At 72.4% G+C, this 14,817-nt stretch carries 16 protein-coding genes; 3 read left to right on the forward strand and 13 right to left on the reverse strand.

The window, feature by feature from the left end; translation table 11 throughout:
- Positions 1-25 precede the first annotated feature (25 nt).
- From F9B16_RS30935 to F9B16_RS30990, 12 genes are read right to left on the reverse strand one after another with little or no spacing between them, the layout of a single operon-like run.
- Entirely contained in the window at positions 26-1,513 is a 1,488-nt protein-coding gene (locus F9B16_RS30935; RefSeq protein WP_225992081.1) for an FAD-binding protein, read from the reverse strand.
- A 40-nt stretch (positions 1,514-1,553) separates the two neighbouring features.
- Positions 1,554-2,288 (reverse strand): glucose 1-dehydrogenase, encoded by a 735-nt coding sequence (locus tag F9B16_RS30940; RefSeq protein WP_151543754.1) that lies wholly within the window; start codon positions 2,286-2,288, stop codon positions 1,554-1,556.
- Between the two features lie 48 nt (positions 2,289-2,336).
- Complete coding sequence (locus F9B16_RS30945; RefSeq protein WP_151543755.1) at positions 2,337-3,425, reverse strand: NAD(P)H-dependent amine dehydrogenase family protein; 1,089 nt, start codon at positions 3,423-3,425, stop codon at positions 2,337-2,339.
- Positions 3,426-3,433: 8 nt separating this feature from the next.
- Positions 3,434-3,850, reverse strand: a complete 417-nt coding sequence (locus tag F9B16_RS30950; protein ID WP_151543756.1) for a carboxymuconolactone decarboxylase family protein — start codon at positions 3,848-3,850, stop codon at positions 3,434-3,436.
- The gene (locus tag F9B16_RS30955) at positions 3,850-4,713 is read right to left on the reverse strand and encodes an NAD(P)-dependent oxidoreductase (protein WP_151543757.1); all 864 of its coding nucleotides are present in this window, start codon (positions 4,711-4,713) and stop codon (positions 3,850-3,852) included. The genes F9B16_RS30950 and F9B16_RS30955 overlap by 1 nt, the downstream gene beginning before the upstream one ends.
- A gap of 22 nt (positions 4,714-4,735) precedes the next feature.
- The gene (locus F9B16_RS30960; RefSeq protein WP_151543758.1) at positions 4,736-6,220 is read right to left on the reverse strand and encodes an aldehyde dehydrogenase; all 1,485 of its coding nucleotides are present in this window, start codon (positions 6,218-6,220) and stop codon (positions 4,736-4,738) included.
- A complete protein-coding gene (locus tag F9B16_RS30965; protein WP_192809077.1) occupies positions 6,217-6,864 on the reverse strand; it encodes a nuclear transport factor 2 family protein in 648 nt (215 codons plus the stop codon). The genes F9B16_RS30960 and F9B16_RS30965 overlap by 4 nt, the downstream gene beginning before the upstream one ends.
- Before the next feature lie 28 nt (positions 6,865-6,892).
- Positions 6,893-7,090, reverse strand: coding sequence for a ferredoxin (locus F9B16_RS30970; RefSeq protein WP_151543759.1), 198 nt, complete (start codon positions 7,088-7,090; stop codon positions 6,893-6,895).
- A 5-nt stretch (positions 7,091-7,095) separates the two neighbouring features.
- Positions 7,096-8,481, reverse strand: coding sequence for a cytochrome P450 (locus F9B16_RS30975; RefSeq protein ID WP_151543760.1), 1,386 nt, complete (start codon positions 8,479-8,481; stop codon positions 7,096-7,098).
- Entirely contained in the window at positions 8,478-9,260 is a 783-nt protein-coding gene (locus F9B16_RS30980; protein WP_151543761.1) for an SDR family oxidoreductase, read from the reverse strand. Before F9B16_RS30980 ends, F9B16_RS30975 begins: the two co-directional genes overlap by 4 nt.
- 16 nt (positions 9,261-9,276) lie before the next feature.
- Positions 9,277-10,533, reverse strand: a complete 1,257-nt coding sequence (locus F9B16_RS30985; RefSeq protein WP_151543762.1) for a cytochrome P450 — start codon at positions 10,531-10,533, stop codon at positions 9,277-9,279.
- Entirely contained in the window at positions 10,530-11,165 is a 636-nt protein-coding gene (locus F9B16_RS30990; protein ID WP_151543763.1) for a TetR/AcrR family transcriptional regulator, read from the reverse strand. The genes F9B16_RS30985 and F9B16_RS30990 overlap by 4 nt, the downstream gene beginning before the upstream one ends.
- Before the next feature lie 154 nt (positions 11,166-11,319).
- Between F9B16_RS30990 and F9B16_RS30995 the strand changes: the two genes are divergently transcribed.
- The 3 genes from F9B16_RS30995 to F9B16_RS31005 are packed head-to-tail and all read left to right on the forward strand — an operon-like array spanning position 11,320 to position 14,158.
- The gene (locus F9B16_RS30995; RefSeq protein WP_151543764.1) at positions 11,320-12,162 is read left to right on the forward strand and encodes an LLM class F420-dependent oxidoreductase; all 843 of its coding nucleotides are present in this window, start codon (positions 11,320-11,322) and stop codon (positions 12,160-12,162) included.
- A gap of 36 nt (positions 12,163-12,198) precedes the next feature.
- Positions 12,199-13,455, forward strand: coding sequence for a hypothetical protein (locus tag F9B16_RS31000; RefSeq protein ID WP_151543765.1), 1,257 nt, complete (start codon positions 12,199-12,201; stop codon positions 13,453-13,455).
- A 55-nt stretch (positions 13,456-13,510) separates the two neighbouring features.
- Positions 13,511-14,158, forward strand: a complete 648-nt coding sequence (locus tag F9B16_RS31005) for a class I SAM-dependent methyltransferase (RefSeq protein ID WP_151543766.1) — start codon at positions 13,511-13,513, stop codon at positions 14,156-14,158.
- On the opposite strand, the gene F9B16_RS31010 is transcribed toward F9B16_RS31005, so the two are convergent.
- Positions 14,118-14,807: a helix-turn-helix domain-containing protein gene (locus F9B16_RS31010; protein WP_151543767.1), complete on the reverse strand. Its 690-nt coding sequence runs from the start codon at positions 14,805-14,807 to the stop codon at positions 14,118-14,120. The genes F9B16_RS31005 and F9B16_RS31010 overlap by 41 nt on opposite strands.
- Between the last annotated feature and the right edge of the window lie 10 nt (positions 14,808-14,817).

Raw genomic sequence — 14,817 nt, forward strand, 5'->3', positions numbered from 1 at the left:
CGGGGCAGCCCGCGCGGGCGCGGGCCTAGCGGGTCGCGTCGCGCGCTCGGGCCGCGGCGGCGAGGCCGGCGCGGCGGCCGAAGAACGAGCCCTCGCCGAGCTGGGTGCCCGAGCAGTATCCGGCGCCGTCCTGGGCGATGTTGGACGCGCAGGCTCCGGCCGCGTAGAGCCCGCCGATGACCGAGCCGTCGGCCCGCCGCACCTCGCCGTCGACCGTGGTGGCCATGCCGCCGAGCGTGAAACCGGCGTACAGGGCGGTGCCGAGGGTCAGGTCGTAGACGCCCCACGGCCCGTTGGTCTGCGGCGCCAGCCAGTCGGGGTGCTTGTGGAAGTCGGGGTCCTCGCCGCGCGCGGCGTGCTCGTTGTAGCGCGCCATCGTCGCCGCCAGCGAGCCCGGAGGCAGCTCCAGCCCGGCCTCCATCTCCTCGATCGTCTCGTAGCCGTCCTTCAGCGGGACGAGCGGCATCCGCTGCTCCTCCATGTGGTCGCTGTCGGCGATGAGGTACGCCGCGGCGCCCGGCTGGCGGAGCACGAAATAGGAGGTGCGCGCGTGGTAGCTGTCCTCGGCCACGAACCGCTCGCCTCGCTTGTTCACGATCAGGCCCTTGACCAGCGACGACGGCGGGTAGAACGGCGCGGTGATGAACGGCTCGTCCATGTGCTCCAGCGCCGCGCCGGCGGACTGGCCGAGCCGGATCCCGAGCCCGTCGTCGTAGGTGCCGCCGAGGGTGAACAGCTTCTCGCCGAGGGCGGGCGTGTAGGCCGCGACCATGTCCGCGTTCATCACGAACCCGCCGGCCGCGATGACCACTGCGGCGGCGGCGACCACGCCGGTCCGGTCGAAGTTCCGCCAGGCGACGCCGGTGACCGCGCCGTCGCCGTCCACCACCAGGTTGGTCGCGCCGGTCTCGTAGCGGACCTCGACGCCGGCCTCCTCGACCCGGTCCCGCAGCAGGTCCATCACGATCTTGGTGCCCTCGGTGTCGCCCGGCACCGGCACCTTGTGGCCGCGCGGCGCCGGTGCGATCTCGTCGCGGAACGGCCACACCTTCTCGTTGCCGGTGAACATCAGCCCCTCGGTGCCGGGCTGGATCACCGCCTTCCCCGGGAAGTAGGACCGCTCGAACGCGAACCCGAGCGACTCCAGCCAGTCGAAGTGCGCGACCGACCCCTCGCAGTACGCCCGGATCTTCTCCTCGTCGGGGTCCTTGGTGCTCTCCATCAGGTAGCGCACCATCGCCTCGACGCTGTCGTCATGGCCGGTGGCCTTCTGCACGGCGGTGCCGCCGCCGAGGTAGAAGTGGCCGCCCGACATGCTCGACGTGCCGCCGTGCACGGCGGCCCGCTCCAGCAGCAGGACCCGGGCTCCCGAGCGCGCGGCCTCCAGCGCGGCGCACCCTCCGGCGATCCCGAAGCCCACCACCACGACGTCGAACCGCTCGGCGTCGCCGGGCAGTTCCGCGGCCGGCACCACCGCGGGCACGGCCATTCCGGAAGAGGTCTGTGCGTTCATCGGTCCCTGTCTCGAGTCGGTGCCGGCCGTCCGGCCGGGATCACTTGTGCGGGATCTGGTTGACGGTGCCGCCGTCGATGACGAACTCCGATCCCGTGGCGTAGGAGGACTCGTCGCTGGCGAGGAAGACCACGAACGACGCGACGTCCTCGGGGACGCCGGGCCGGCCGAGCGGCACCGGGATCATGTCGTCGGGGATGCCCTCGGTGAGCGGCGTCCGGATCAGGCCCGGGTGCAGCGAGTTGACGCGGACGCCGTGCGGCGCGAGCTCCATCGCGACCGACTTGGTCAGGCCGCGCAGGCCCCACTTCGACGCCACGTAGCCGTGCGCCCAGGACGTGCCGCGCAGCCCCTCGATGGAGGAGGTGTTGATGATCGACCCGCCGCCGGCCGCGATCAGCGCGTCGGCCGCGGCGCGGATGCCGAGGAAGGGGCCGGTGAGGTTGATGTCGATGATCTTCTGCCACTTCTCCAGCTTGAACCGGTTGATGGCGGCGCCGTTGGCGATCCCGGCGTTGTTGAACAGCACGTTCAGCCCGCCGAACTCGGCGATCGCCGCCTGCACGGCGGCGGCCCAGTCCTCGGGGTTCGTGACGTCGAGGTGGACGTAGCGGGCGGCGTCGCCCAGCTCGTCCGCGACGGCCTTGCCCTCCTCGTCGAGGATGTCGCCGAGCACGACCTTCGCGCCCTCGGCCACCAGCGCCCGCGCGCTCGCGGCGCCGATGCCGCGCGCGCCCCCGCTGATCAGCGCGATCTTCCCGTCCACCCGTCCCATCGGATGTCCTCCCTCTCGTGTGCGTGCGATGCGTCGACGTGCGGCGCGTCAACCGGAAAGCGCCGTGGCGAAGACGCCGCGGGCGGTGTTGAACGGCAGGTCGAGCGGGGTCCGCAGGCCCGGCGGCGCGGCGACGACGTCGGGGATCGCGTTGACGATGCGCCCGGCCCCGGCGGCGATCGCGGCGTAGTTGTGGTCGCCCTTGGCGCTGGTCGGGCACACGTCGACGCGGTAGGACGGCTCGCCGGTGATCTCCAGCCGGTACGAGCCGCCGTCCTGCGCGGGCCGCGGCCAGTCGGGGCGCAGGTCGTCGCGCAGCCGGGTGGTGTGGTCGATGACCAGCACCTCCTTGCCGGCGGAGACGCCCGTGATCTGGAACCGCATCGCCGCGACGCCGCCCGCCGGGATGTGCCCGGCGGCCACGTCGAACGCCTCGGGCGCCGGTTCCCGCTCGTACGACTCGGTGATCTCGTCGAGCTCGAACCCGAACCCGCGGGCCATCATCCGGAGGCTGACGCCCCAGGACGCCGCGAGGATCCCCGGCTTGAACATCCGCGGCAGGTCGTCCAGCGGACGTCCGAAGCCCATGAAGTCGAACATGACCGGGCCGCCGTCGTAGGTCGCGTAGTCGGCGATCTCCGAGCAGCGCACCTGCTCCACCCGCTGGCAGGTGCTCGCGATCGCGAAGGGCAGCAGGTCGTTGACCCATCCGGGGTCGACGCCGCTGGCGAACAGGCTCGTCCCGCCGGCCTCGCAGGCCTTCTCGACGGGGTCGATCATCCGGTCGGGCAGCAGCCCCCACGGGTAGATCAGCGGCACCGGCGAGGACGCGGCGACGTTGCTGCCGGAGGCAAGGATCTTCTCGATGTCGGCGAGCGCCTCGAACAGCCGGGTCTCGCCGAGCGCGCAGTAGACGGTGCAGTCCGGGCGCGCCGCCGCGAGGGCCGCGTCGAGGTCGGCGGTGGCGGTCACGCCGGTGACCGCGCCGAGGCCGGCGAGGTCGCCGGCGTCGCGCCCGACCTTGCCGGGGTCCGACACGACGAGGCCGGCCAGCTCGAAGCGCGGGTCCTCGATCAGCTGCGACAGGGCGATGCGGCCGACGTTGCCGGTCGCGACGTGCAGGACGCGGATGGCCATGGTGCTCCTCAGCCCTGCTTCTCGGCGGCCCGCGCGGCCTTCCGGGCCGCCTTGGCGATCGTCTCCTCGACGATCGAGTTGAGCCGGGCGCCGTTCGGCCAGCCCGCGTAGTGGCTGAGGAACACGACGGTCTCGCGGAGCGCCTCGTCGTCGAGTTCCCCGGCGGCGTGCGCGGCGGGCACCTGGATGCCGAGCACGTCGGCGGCGCCCTGCCCGGCGAGCAGCCCGATGAGCAGCAGGCGCCGGTCCCGGTCGGACAGGCCGGGCCGCTGCCAGACGTCGCCGAACAGGTGGTCGGCGGTGTAGCGGAAGAAGTCGCCGTCGCCGTCCGTCATGTCGAAGCCGTAGACCTGCTCCATCTTGCGCAGGCCGCGGGCGCGCAACTCGGGGAGGTCGTCGAACTTCCCGGTCTTCTCGTCGCTCATCACTGCTCCTCGGGAAAGCCCAGGCCGGGCGCGAGGCGCTCGCGCGCGATCCTGGCCAGCGGTACGTCGACGCCGAGCTCCTCGGCCAGCGCGATCGCGAAGTCGAGGTCCTTCTCCGCGAGCTGGCGGAGGTGGCCGAAGGTGGTGAACCAGAACGACCCGGGCTCCATCTCGGCGGTCGTGTCGCGGTACATGATCGCTCCGGGGCCGCCGGTGAGCGCGTCGGTGTGCCGGACGACCTCGCCGAGCGCGACGATGTCGAGCCCGGCGGCCTCGGCGAGCCGCTGCGCCTCGGTCGCCGCGGTGAAGGCGGCGTAGTGCATCAGGTTGCGGGCGAGCTTGAACCTCGTGCCCGCGCCGATGGGCCCGGCGTGCACGACCTTCTTCGCCAGGACGTCGAGGACGGGCCGGACCGCGGCGAACGCCTCCTCCGTCCCGCCGACCATGATGGCCAGCTCGCCGGTGCCCGCGCCCATCACGCCGCCGGACACGGGCGCGTCGACCAGCCGGACGCCCCGCCGCGCGGCGCGCTCCTCCAGCTCGGCGGGCGTCCCGGGGGCGACGGTCGAGTGGATCGCGACGGTGAGGCCTTCGGGGGCGGCGGCCAGCACCTCGTCCAGCACCGAGCGGACCTGCTCGTCGTTGTTGACCATCACGCACAGCACGTCGCTGCCGGCGGCGAGGGCGCCGACGCCGCCGGCGGCCTTCGCGCCGGCCGCGACCAGCTCCTCGACCGGCTCCTCGGCCAGGTCGAACACGCTGAGCGCGAGCCCGGCCTCGGCCTGCTGCGCGGCCAGCCTTGTCGCCATCGGCTTGCCGATGTCGCCGAGCCCGACGAACCCGACGCGGACGGTGTCGCTCATCCGATCTCCTCCTCGTCCCCGCCTAGGCCGGCTCGGCCGTGGTCTTGGTCTCGAGGTACTCCTCGAACCCGGCCACGCCCATCTCCCGGCCGATCCCGGACTGCTTGTAGCCGCCGAACGGCGCGTCCGCGCCGAACCACAGCCCGCCGTTGACGCCGATCGTGCCGGTGCGGATCCGGGCGGCGACGGCCTTGGCCCGGTCCAGGTCGCCGGAGTCGACCGAGCCGGACAGCCCGTACGGCGACTCGTTGGCGATCCGGACGGCGTCGTCGTCGCCGTCGTGCGCGATGACGGTCAGCACCGGGCCGAAGATCTCCTCCTGGGCGACCCGCGCGGTGTTGTCCAGGCCGGCGATGACGGTCGGCTCGATCCAGAACCCGCCGGCCAGCTCGCCGTCCTGCTCGGCGGTCCCGCCGCCGGTCGCGAACCGCCCGCCCTCCTCGACGGCCAGGTCGAGGTAGGACTTCACCCGGTCGCGCTGCGCCGCCGAGATGACGGGGCCGCAGATGGTGCCGGGGTCGGCGGGGTCCTTCGCGCCGAGCGAGGCCATCGTGGACGCGGCGATCTCCACCGCCTCGTCGTAGCGCTCGCGGGGCACCACCAGCCGGGTGGTGATCGCGCATCCCTGTCCGGCGTGGACGGACGCCGCGAACGCGGTGGTGCCGACGACCGCCTTGAGGTTCGCGTCGTCCAGCACGATCGCCGCGGACTTGCCGCCGAGCTCCAGGAACACCCGCTTGAGGGTCGGCGCCGCGGCCGCCGCGATCGCCCGTCCGGTGGCGGTCGAGCCGGTGAAGGACACCAGGTCCACGCGCGGGTCGGTGGTGAGCAGCGCGGCCACGTCGTTGGCGCGGGGCGTCACGACGTTGAAGACGCCGGCCGGGACGTCGGTGCACTCGGCGAACAGCCGGCCCAGCTCGGCCGCCAGCCACGGGGTGTCGGGCGCCGGCTTGAGCACCACGGTGTTCCCGGCGGCGAGCGCCGGCCCGATCTTGGCGAGGTTGATCTGGTTGGGGAAGTTCCACGGCGTGATCGCCGCGACCACCCCGACCGGCTCGCGGTGCACGGTGCGGCGCGACCGGATGCCCATGGTCACGCCCACGCCGAGGTCGGTCTCCCACGCGTAGCCCTCGGCCAGGTCGATCGTCCACTTGAGGCTCTCGACCGGAGTGTCGAACTGCGGGCCGTTGACGAAGAACGCCGGCGCGCCGGCCTCGGCGGTAGTGAGCGCGCGGAGGACGTCGGCGTTGTCGAGCAGCGCCTGGTGGAACTGGCGCAGCACCCGGATCCGCAGCGCGCGGTCGGTCGGCCAGCGCGACTCGTCGAACGCGCGGCGGGCGGCGCCGATCGCGGCGTCGACGTCGGCGGCGGTGCTGTCGGGGGCGCGGCCGATCTCCTGCCCGGTCGCCGGGTTGAGGATCGGGTAGGACGCCCCGCCGCTCGCGGCGCCGAGCTTGCCGTCGACGTACTGCTGCGCGGGCGGATTCGCCGGAACGCGCTCGGTCATCGCCCCGCCTCCGGTGCGTCGTTCGGGGCCTGCGTGATGTAGTCGCCGCGCTCGACGGGCGGCGGCCACAGCGTCGAGGGCATCTCGTCGTAGTGGTAGTGGCCGGGGACGCCGTGGCCCGCGACCTTCATCCGCTTCAGCAGCGTCTCGGGCGCCTTGCCGGAGTTGATGATCTCCATGAACGTGTGGACGGTCGACGGCATGTCGAACCAGTCCCGCTGCCAGGCGATCTTGATCTGGCCGGCGTCCGCGCCCGCCGCCTGCCGCTCGACGCCGAACCAGGAGCCGCCGATGCCGAGGATCTCGTACTCCCCGCCGGTCGCGTCGTTCGTGATCCCGGACTTCTGCTTCCAGAACCCGACGATCATCGACTTCTTCTCGTCGATGACCGTGACCTGGTAGTCGTAGTGCCAGCCGTCGAGGCCGTCCATCTCGATGCCGATCGCCCAGTCCCGGATCTGGTCGCGGCCGACCGCCATGAAGTGCTCGTCGGGGCTGTACATCCAGCCGTACGTCGCGTCCTCGGCGTACCACTCGGCCATCACCCGCCAGTCGCCGGTGCGCTCGGCCTCGCGGTTGATCGCCAGCCAGGAGTCCCAGAACTCCTCGATCTCGGCGCGGGTCAGCCCGCCGTCCTCACTCACGTCGTCCCCTTCGTGCACATGATGGAGATCAGTCCTCTTCGATCGAAAGCGCGAAGGCCGGGCAGTACTTGACGGCCGTGGCCACGTCCTTGCGGCGGGACTCGTCCGGGTGCTCGTCGAGGACGACGACGACGTCCTTCTCCTCGTCGAACCCGAACACGTCGGGCGCCTCGCCCTGGCAGAGCTGGTGCCCCTGGCAGATGGTGGTGTCGGCGACGACGCGCATCGCGCTCACCTCCCCGCCCGGCGCCGGTACCTGACCCGGCACGGCTGCTTGAGCTGGATGACCATCTTGGTGAAGTCGTCCTGGTAGGAGTCGAGGGGCTGGGCGGCCTCGAACGTGTAGTCGCGCAGGACGACGGAGAAGATCGCCTTCATCTGCATCATCGCGAACGCGTTGCCGACGCAGCGGTGCTTGCCGGCGCCGAACGGGATCCACGTCCAGCGGTTCTGCAGGTCCTCCTGCCGCGGGTCGATGTAGCGGCCGGGGTCGAAGTCCGCCGCCTTGGGGAAGTCCTCCTCGATCCGGTTCGAGACGCGCGGCGACGCCGCGAGCATCGTCCCGGCCGGGATCGTCCTGCCGAGCAGCTCGAAGTCCTCGCGGACGAGCCGCATCAGGATGACCAGCGGCGGGTGCAGGCGGAGGGTCTCCTTCAGCGCCGACTCCAGCACCGGGATCGACCGCAGCGCCTGGAACGACACCTCCGTGCCGTCGGCGTACAGGGCATCCAGCTCGGCGACGACCTCGGCGAGGACGTCCGGGTGCCGCAGCAGCTCGATCATCGCCCAGGACGCGGTGCCGCTGGACGTGTGGTGCCCGGCGAACATCATCGAGATGAAGATGCCGGTGATGTGGTCGGCGCTCATGTCCAGCGAGATCAGGACGTCGAGCAGGTCGCGCTGGTCGCGGGGGACCTTCCCGCGCTCCTTGCGGCGCTCGATGATGCCCTGCACCAGCCCGACGAGCTTCTCCCGCGCCGCGTCGCGCAGCCGGAAGCTGTCGATGTCGGCGTACGGGTCGACGTAGGCGATCGCGTCGGTGCCGCGCTCCAGCTCGTGGTAGTGCTCGGCGAACGAGGCGTCCAACTCGTCGCGGAACGGCTTGCCGATCAGGCACGCGGACGTGGTGTAGATCGTCAGCTCGGCGAAGAAGTCGAGCAGGTCGATCTCGCCCTCGTCGCCCCAGCCCGCGACCATCCGGCGGATCTCCGCCTCGATCGTCCGCGCGTGCCCGCGCATCATGTCGCCGCGCAGCGCCTGGTTCTTCAGCATCTGCTGGCGCTCCTCCGGCGAGGCGTCGAAGACGACGCCCTTGCCGAAGATCGGCGTCATGAACGGGTACGCGGCGGCCTGGTCGAGCTGCTCGTCCGGCGCGCGGAAGAACACCTCGTTCGCCTCGGCGCCGCTGACCAGCACGACGTCCTTGTCGGCGAGCCGGAACCGGCCGACGTCGCCGCACTCCTCGCGGACGCGGTGGAACAGGCCGATCGGGTCGACCCGCATCTCCGGCAGGTGCCCGGTGCCGCGGATGATCTCCGGCACCTCGGGGCTCTGGTCGTCGAGGACCGTGCTCACCTCGGGGATCGCGGCGAGCCGGTGCCTCTCGGCGGCGGTCATGGCTTCTCCTCCACGGGCGCTTCGGGATTGACGTCGAGCAGGCCGAGGTGCACGCCGCGCGGCGCGCCGACGATCGTCGCGATCGCGTCCGCGTGCGCCCTGGCCTTCAGGAAGTGGGGGTGGCGGGCGAGTCCGAAGCGGACCCACTGGTTCAGCACGAACGCGGCCTCCTCGGTGTCCCAGTCGGTGCCCATGCCGCTCCACGTCGGGCCGGGACGGATGATCGAGGCCCGCACACCGGTGCCCTCGAGCTCCATCTGCAGCGCGGTGACCATCCCCTCCAGGCCCCACTTGCCGGCGGAGTACGCCGACATGAACGGCCGGGGCCGCACCGCGACGTCGGACGAGACGAAGACGATGTCGCCGCGCCGCCGCTCGACCATCGCGGGCACGAACGCCCGCGCGACCCGGTGCGCGCCGACGAGGTTGAGGTCGATCTCCCGTGCGAAGCGCTCGGAGCTGACCTCGATCGTCGCGCCGGGCGCGACGAGCGCGGCGTTGCTGACCACGACCTCGATGTCGCCGAGGTCGGCGGTCGCCTTCGCGGCGAACTCGGCGACCGAGGCGTCGTCGGACACGTCGAGCGCGTGCGCGACCGCCTCGCCGCCGTCGGCGCGGATCGCCGCCGCGATCTCCTCCAGGACGGCGACCCGGCGCGCGCCGAGCGCCACCGGATGGCCCGCCGCCGCGAGGACCTTGGCCGTCTCCGCGCCGATGCCGGACGACGCGCCGGTGATCACCGCGGGGCGGCGTTCGGGATGCCGGTACTTCTCGGACACGATCAGTCCCTCCGCCTCAGCCCTTCCGCAGGGTGAAACTGGTCGGCAGCGCGGCGAAGCCGCGCACGCTGGTGGAGTGCACGCGCACGGCCCGGTCGGCGTGCACCTCGAAGTCGGCCACACGCCTGACCAGCTCGTTCAGGACGACCCGGGTCTCCAGCCGGGCCAGGTTCGCGCCCAGGCAGAAGTGCTTGCCTGAGCCGAAGCTGAGGATCTGGCCGAGCTCGGCCTTGGGCCGGTGGACGTCGTACACGGTCGGGTCGGTGAAGACCCGCTCGTCCCGGTTGGCGGAGCCGAGCAGCACCAGCGCCTTCGACCCGGCCGGGATCGTCGTGCCGTGCAGCTCCACGTCCTCGACGACGTACCGGGCGATCATCTGGCTGGAGGTGTCGTGCCGCAGCGTCTCCTCGATCCACGGCGTCACCAGCGTCTCGGGGTCGGCGGGGTCCGCGAGCACCTCCGCCTTCTGGTCCGGGTGCGCGGAGAGGTGGAACAGCGCGTTGCCGAGCAGCTTGGTGGTGGTCTCGTTCCCGGCGACCACCATGAGGAAGAGGAACGCGATGATCTCGGCGTCGGCGAGCCGGTCGCCGTCGATCTCGGCGACGGTGAGCGCGGCGGTGAGGTCCCCGGCCGGCTCCGCCGCGGCCCGGCGCTCCTTCACCATCGCCGCGTAGTAGGTGAGGAGCTCGCCGGCCGCCTCCATGCCGGCCGGCGGGACGTCCCGGACGCCGTCCTCGCGGTGCACGACGAGGTCGGCGAGGCGCCGCACCTCGTCCCGGTCGGCCTCCGGCACGCCCATCATCTCGGAGATGACGTCCATGGGGAGCTTCCCCGCGAAGTCGGTGATCCAGTCGGCCTCGCCGTGCTCGGCGTTGGCGGCGAAGGTCCGTTCGAGGTAGTGCTCGGTGAGCCGCTGGATCTGCGGCTGCAGCTCCTTGACCCGGCGCGGCGTGAACGCGGCGGACACCAGCCTGCGCAGCCGGGTCTGCCGCTGCCCGTCGAGGGCGAGGAAGCTCATTACCCGGTGCGCCTCGGGGCTCCACGCGCTCGCGTCGAGCGAGACGCCCATCCGGTTGGAGAACGTCGCGTCGTCGCGGAGCACGTCGAACACGTCGGCGTGGCGGGAGATCGCCCACAGGTCGTCCCGCTCGGCGTGGAAGACCGGCGCCTCGTCGCGCAGCCGCTGGTAGAGCGGGTACGGGTCCTCGTGGAAGTCGTAGTCGTAGGGGTCGAAGACCAGGGGTTCGACCACCGCGTCGCGCGAAGCGCTCATTCGTTGCCCCTCATGATCACTTCTACGGCCGCGACGAGCCGGTCGGCGATCTGGTCGTAGGTCAGCAGGCCCATGCCGGCCTGCAGCAGCGCGCCGGTGAAGGTGAGCACCAGCACCTCGAGCACGCCGGCGCCGGCCGTTCCACCTGATCCGGCCGGTCCGGCCATTCCGCCCGGCCCGCCCGGCCGCCGCTCCGCCGCGAGGGCCGCTTCGAACCGGGCGTAGAACTCCCCGCCGATGCGCAGCCGCAGCCGCGCGACGTCGGGGTCGCTGCCGAGCAGCGCCGGCGTCACCGCCGCCGCCAGCTCCGGTTCCACGACGATCCGGGCCGTCAGCGCCCGGACGGTCGCCTGCAGGCGCTCGGTGGCGCTCGCACCGGCCGGCGCGGCACCGCCGTCCTCGCTGAGGTGCCGCCAGAACAGTTCCGCGAAGAGGTGGTTCTTGGACGAGAGGTAGGTGTACGCGGTCGCCGGGGAGACGCCCGCCCGCTGGGCCACCGTCCGGATCGTCAGCGCCTCGTGGCCGACGGCGCGCAGCTCCTCGAGCCCGGCGGCCATCAGGTTCTCCACCGTTTCGGCCTGCCGGGCGTTGAGGCCCTGCCGCAGCGCGGGACTGGTCACCTGACTGGACATGTGTCCACCGTAGTCCGGGCGGCAGATCGCCGCAATAGCCGGATCCGCATCGGCTTCCCCTTTTCCCGGCGGCGGGCCGGTTCTCCGGCACTTCGGTCGGACAGCTGTCCAGTCACTATTCCAGGAAGCCTAGAACACGTTCTACTATGACGCCATGCGCAACGGAATCGTGCTCTTCACCTCCGACCGCGGCATCACGCCGGCAGCCCTCGCGAAGGCCGCGGAGGAGCGCGGCTTCGACACCTTCTACGTGCCGGAGCACACCCACATCCCGGTGCGCCGCGACGCGCTGCACCCCACCGGCGGCGAGGACCTGCCCGACGACCGCTACATGCGCACCCTCGACCCGTGGGTGTCGCTCGCGACGGCCGCCGCCGTGACCGGGCGCATCGGCCTCGCGACCGCCGTCTCGCTGCCGGTGGAGTCCGACCCGATCACCCTCGCCAAGACGCTCGCGACCCTCGACCACCTGTCCGGCGGGCGCCTCACGATCGGCGCCGGCTTCGGCTGGAACACCGACGAGCTGGCCGACCACCACGTCCCCGGCGCCAGGCGCCGCACCGTCCTGAAGGAGTACCTGGAGGCGATGCGCGCGCTCTGGACGCAGGAGGAGGCGTCCTACGACGGCGAGTTCGTCTCCTTCGGGCCGAGCTGGGCCTACCCCAAGCCCCCGCAGGGCCGCATCCCGGTCATCATCGGCGCCGGCGGCGGCCCCAAGACCATGAGGTGGATCGCCCGCCACGCCGACGGCTGGATGACCACCCCGATCGAGACCGGCATCGCCGAGAAGGCCGCCCTGCTGCGCAAGGAGTGGGCGGACGCGGGCCGCGCCGGCGAGCCCGACGTGCGGATCCTGGTCGCCAAGAAGCCCTCCCCCGACGACCTCGCCGAGTGGTCCGCGGCCGGCGCGTCCGAACTGATCTGGGGCGTCCCGGACGCCGACGAGGCCACCGTGCTCAAGTACCTGGACCGGACGGCCGCCCGGCTCGCGAGCTGACGACGAGAACCCATTTCACCTTCGAGGAGATCACCGATGACGCACCCCGGCGCGATTCCGCCCGGCCGATACTCCGCCCTGTCCCGTCAGGAACTCGCGGCCGCCGTCCCCGAGCTGCTCCTCATCGGGCAGCTGATCGACCGTTCCGGAATGGCGTGGTGCATCTCCGCATTCGGCCGCGAGGAGATGGCGCGGATCGCGATCGAGGAGTGGGCCGCCTCCAGCCCCATCTACACCCGGCGGATGCAGCGGGCCCTCGGCTACGCCCCCGAGGTCCCCGGGCAGGGCGACGTCCCGACGATCTTCAAGGGCCTGCAGCTCGACATCGGCGCCCCGCCCCAGTTCATGGACTTCCGCTACACCGTCCACGACCGCTGGCACGGCGAGTTCCACCTCGACCACTGCGGCGCCCTGATGGACGTCGAGCCGATGGGCGACGACTACGTCCGCTCCATGTGCCACGACATCGAGGACCCCACCTTCGACGCGACCGCCGTCGCCACCAACCCGAAGGCCCAGGTCCGCCCCATCCACCGGCCGCCGCGCTCGCCCGCCGGCCGGCACCCGCACTGCGCCTGGACCGTGATCATCGACGAGTCCCACCCGGACGCGCAGGGCATCCCCCTCCTCGCCGACAACGAGCGGTCCCGCGCCGCGACCCTCGAGCTCGCGCCCATCGACCCGTCCGACGACGGCCTCGCCGACTACACCGGCCCGCTGCTCTCCGACCTCGACTTCGCCGCCTTCTCCCGCTCCGCGCTCGCCCGGATCGCCGACGAGGTGTGCCTGCAGATGCACCTGCTCAACCGGGCCTTCACCCTCGCCGTGGCCGAACGCGCCGACGCCGGGGGCCTGCTCCGGATCCGCCGCAAGCAGCTCGTCGGCATCGCCGGCATCGCCGCCGAACGCCTCGCCCGCGCCCTCGGCCTGCCCGCCACCCCGGAGGGCGCCGCCCGCCTCCTCGCCCTCCACCCGCTCCTCAACCCGGCGGCCTACGTCGACGCCTCCGTCGACGGCGCGACCGTCACCGTCCGCCCGTCCCCCGCGCACGAGGACGGCGCCTGGATCTCCCTGTGCGGCCCCGGCTGGACGGCCGCGCTCCAGGCCGTCGTCCGTGCCGCGGACCCCCGCCTCGACACCGAGGTCACCGGCACCGACCAGGACTGGCGGCTCACCGTCGTCCGCCGCGACGAGCCGGCGCCCGAGGCCGACGAGGTGGCCGTCGTCCGGTTCAGCACCGGCTCCGACTTCGCCTTCAAGCCCCGCCGCTCCCTGCCGATCACGCCTGTCTGACCGGCAAGCGGTTCGTTCAAGACCGTCCACGGGAGGGCGGCCGACACTGGCCGTCATGACCGAGCAGACCTTCACGCCCGCACTGGGCCGCTTCGCCCTCCCCCGTCTCTACGACGCCCTGATCGCGCTGACCAGGGAACGCCTGTGGCGCAGCATGATCGCCATGCACGCCGCCCTCAGAGCCGGTGACGTCGTCGTCGACGTCGGCTGCGGCACCGGATCGCTGGCCCTCCTCCTGCACGCCGTCGAGCCGTCCGCCCGCGTCATCGGCGTCGACCCCGACCCGAAGGTGCTCGCGGCGGCCCGGCGGAAGGCGGGAGCGGCCGGCGTCGAATGGCGCACCGGGATGGGCGACGCGCTCACGGGCATCGTGGGCGCCGGAACCGCCGACACCATCGTGTCCAGCCTCGTCCTCCACCAGTGCCCCATCCCGGTGAAACGGGCGATCCTGGCCTCGATGCTCGACACGCTGCGGCCCGGCGGCAGGCTCGTGATCGCCGATTTCGGCCACCAGCGCACCCGCCCGATGCGCCTGGCCTTCCGCCTCGTCCAGCTGGCGGACGGCCGGGAGGACACTCAGTTCAACGCCGACGGCAAGCTGCCCGGACTCATCTCCGAGGTCGGTTTCGCCCAGGTGCGGGAGGCCGCGACCGTGCCGACCGTCAACGGCTCGATCTCCCTCTACACGGCACGCCGGGGTTGATGGCCCGGACGACCTCCGCGGGCGTCAACCCCATCATCCGGCGCATCTCCCGGGTGAAATGCGCCTGGTCGGCGAAGCCGCCCGCCACCGCGGCGCCGCTCAGCGTCCGTCCCTCGCGCAGCGCCTCCGCCGACCGGGCCAGGCGCCGCCAGATGCGCCAGCGCGCGAGCGGCATGCCCAGCTCCTCCCGCGCCAGCGCACGGAGCCGCTGCGGGGAAAGGCCGACCCTCTTGGCCAGCGCGGTCATCCGGATCCGCTCGTCCATCAGCACGCGCATCGCGTCCAGCAACCGTCCGTCGAGCTCCTCCGACAACCGCCCGCCGGCGACGTCCTCCTCCCGAAGCCCGCTCATGCCGGGAGCCGGGGTGATGCCACTGCCGCACACCAGCCGCAACCGGTCAGCGAACGCGCACTGCGGCTCGACGAAGAAGATGCGCAGCGCCTCCGCGGGATGCAGCCGGTGCCCCACCATGGGCGGAACGATCAGCGCCGCATCGCCGAACCGGTTCCCGGCCTCATCGTCCATGACCACCGCTCCATGGACACCGGCGGCCACCTGGAAGGCGGCGTGCCGATGAACGGCCCCGTCCGCGACGGCCCCCTGGTAGAGCGCGTAACCGTCCCCGATCGCGAAGTACGCCCCCGTCATGGGGCCATCC

Source organism: Actinomadura montaniterrae (assembly GCF_008923365.1).
GTDB classification, from domain to species: Bacteria; Actinomycetota; Actinomycetes; order Streptosporangiales; family Streptosporangiaceae; genus Spirillospora; species Spirillospora montaniterrae.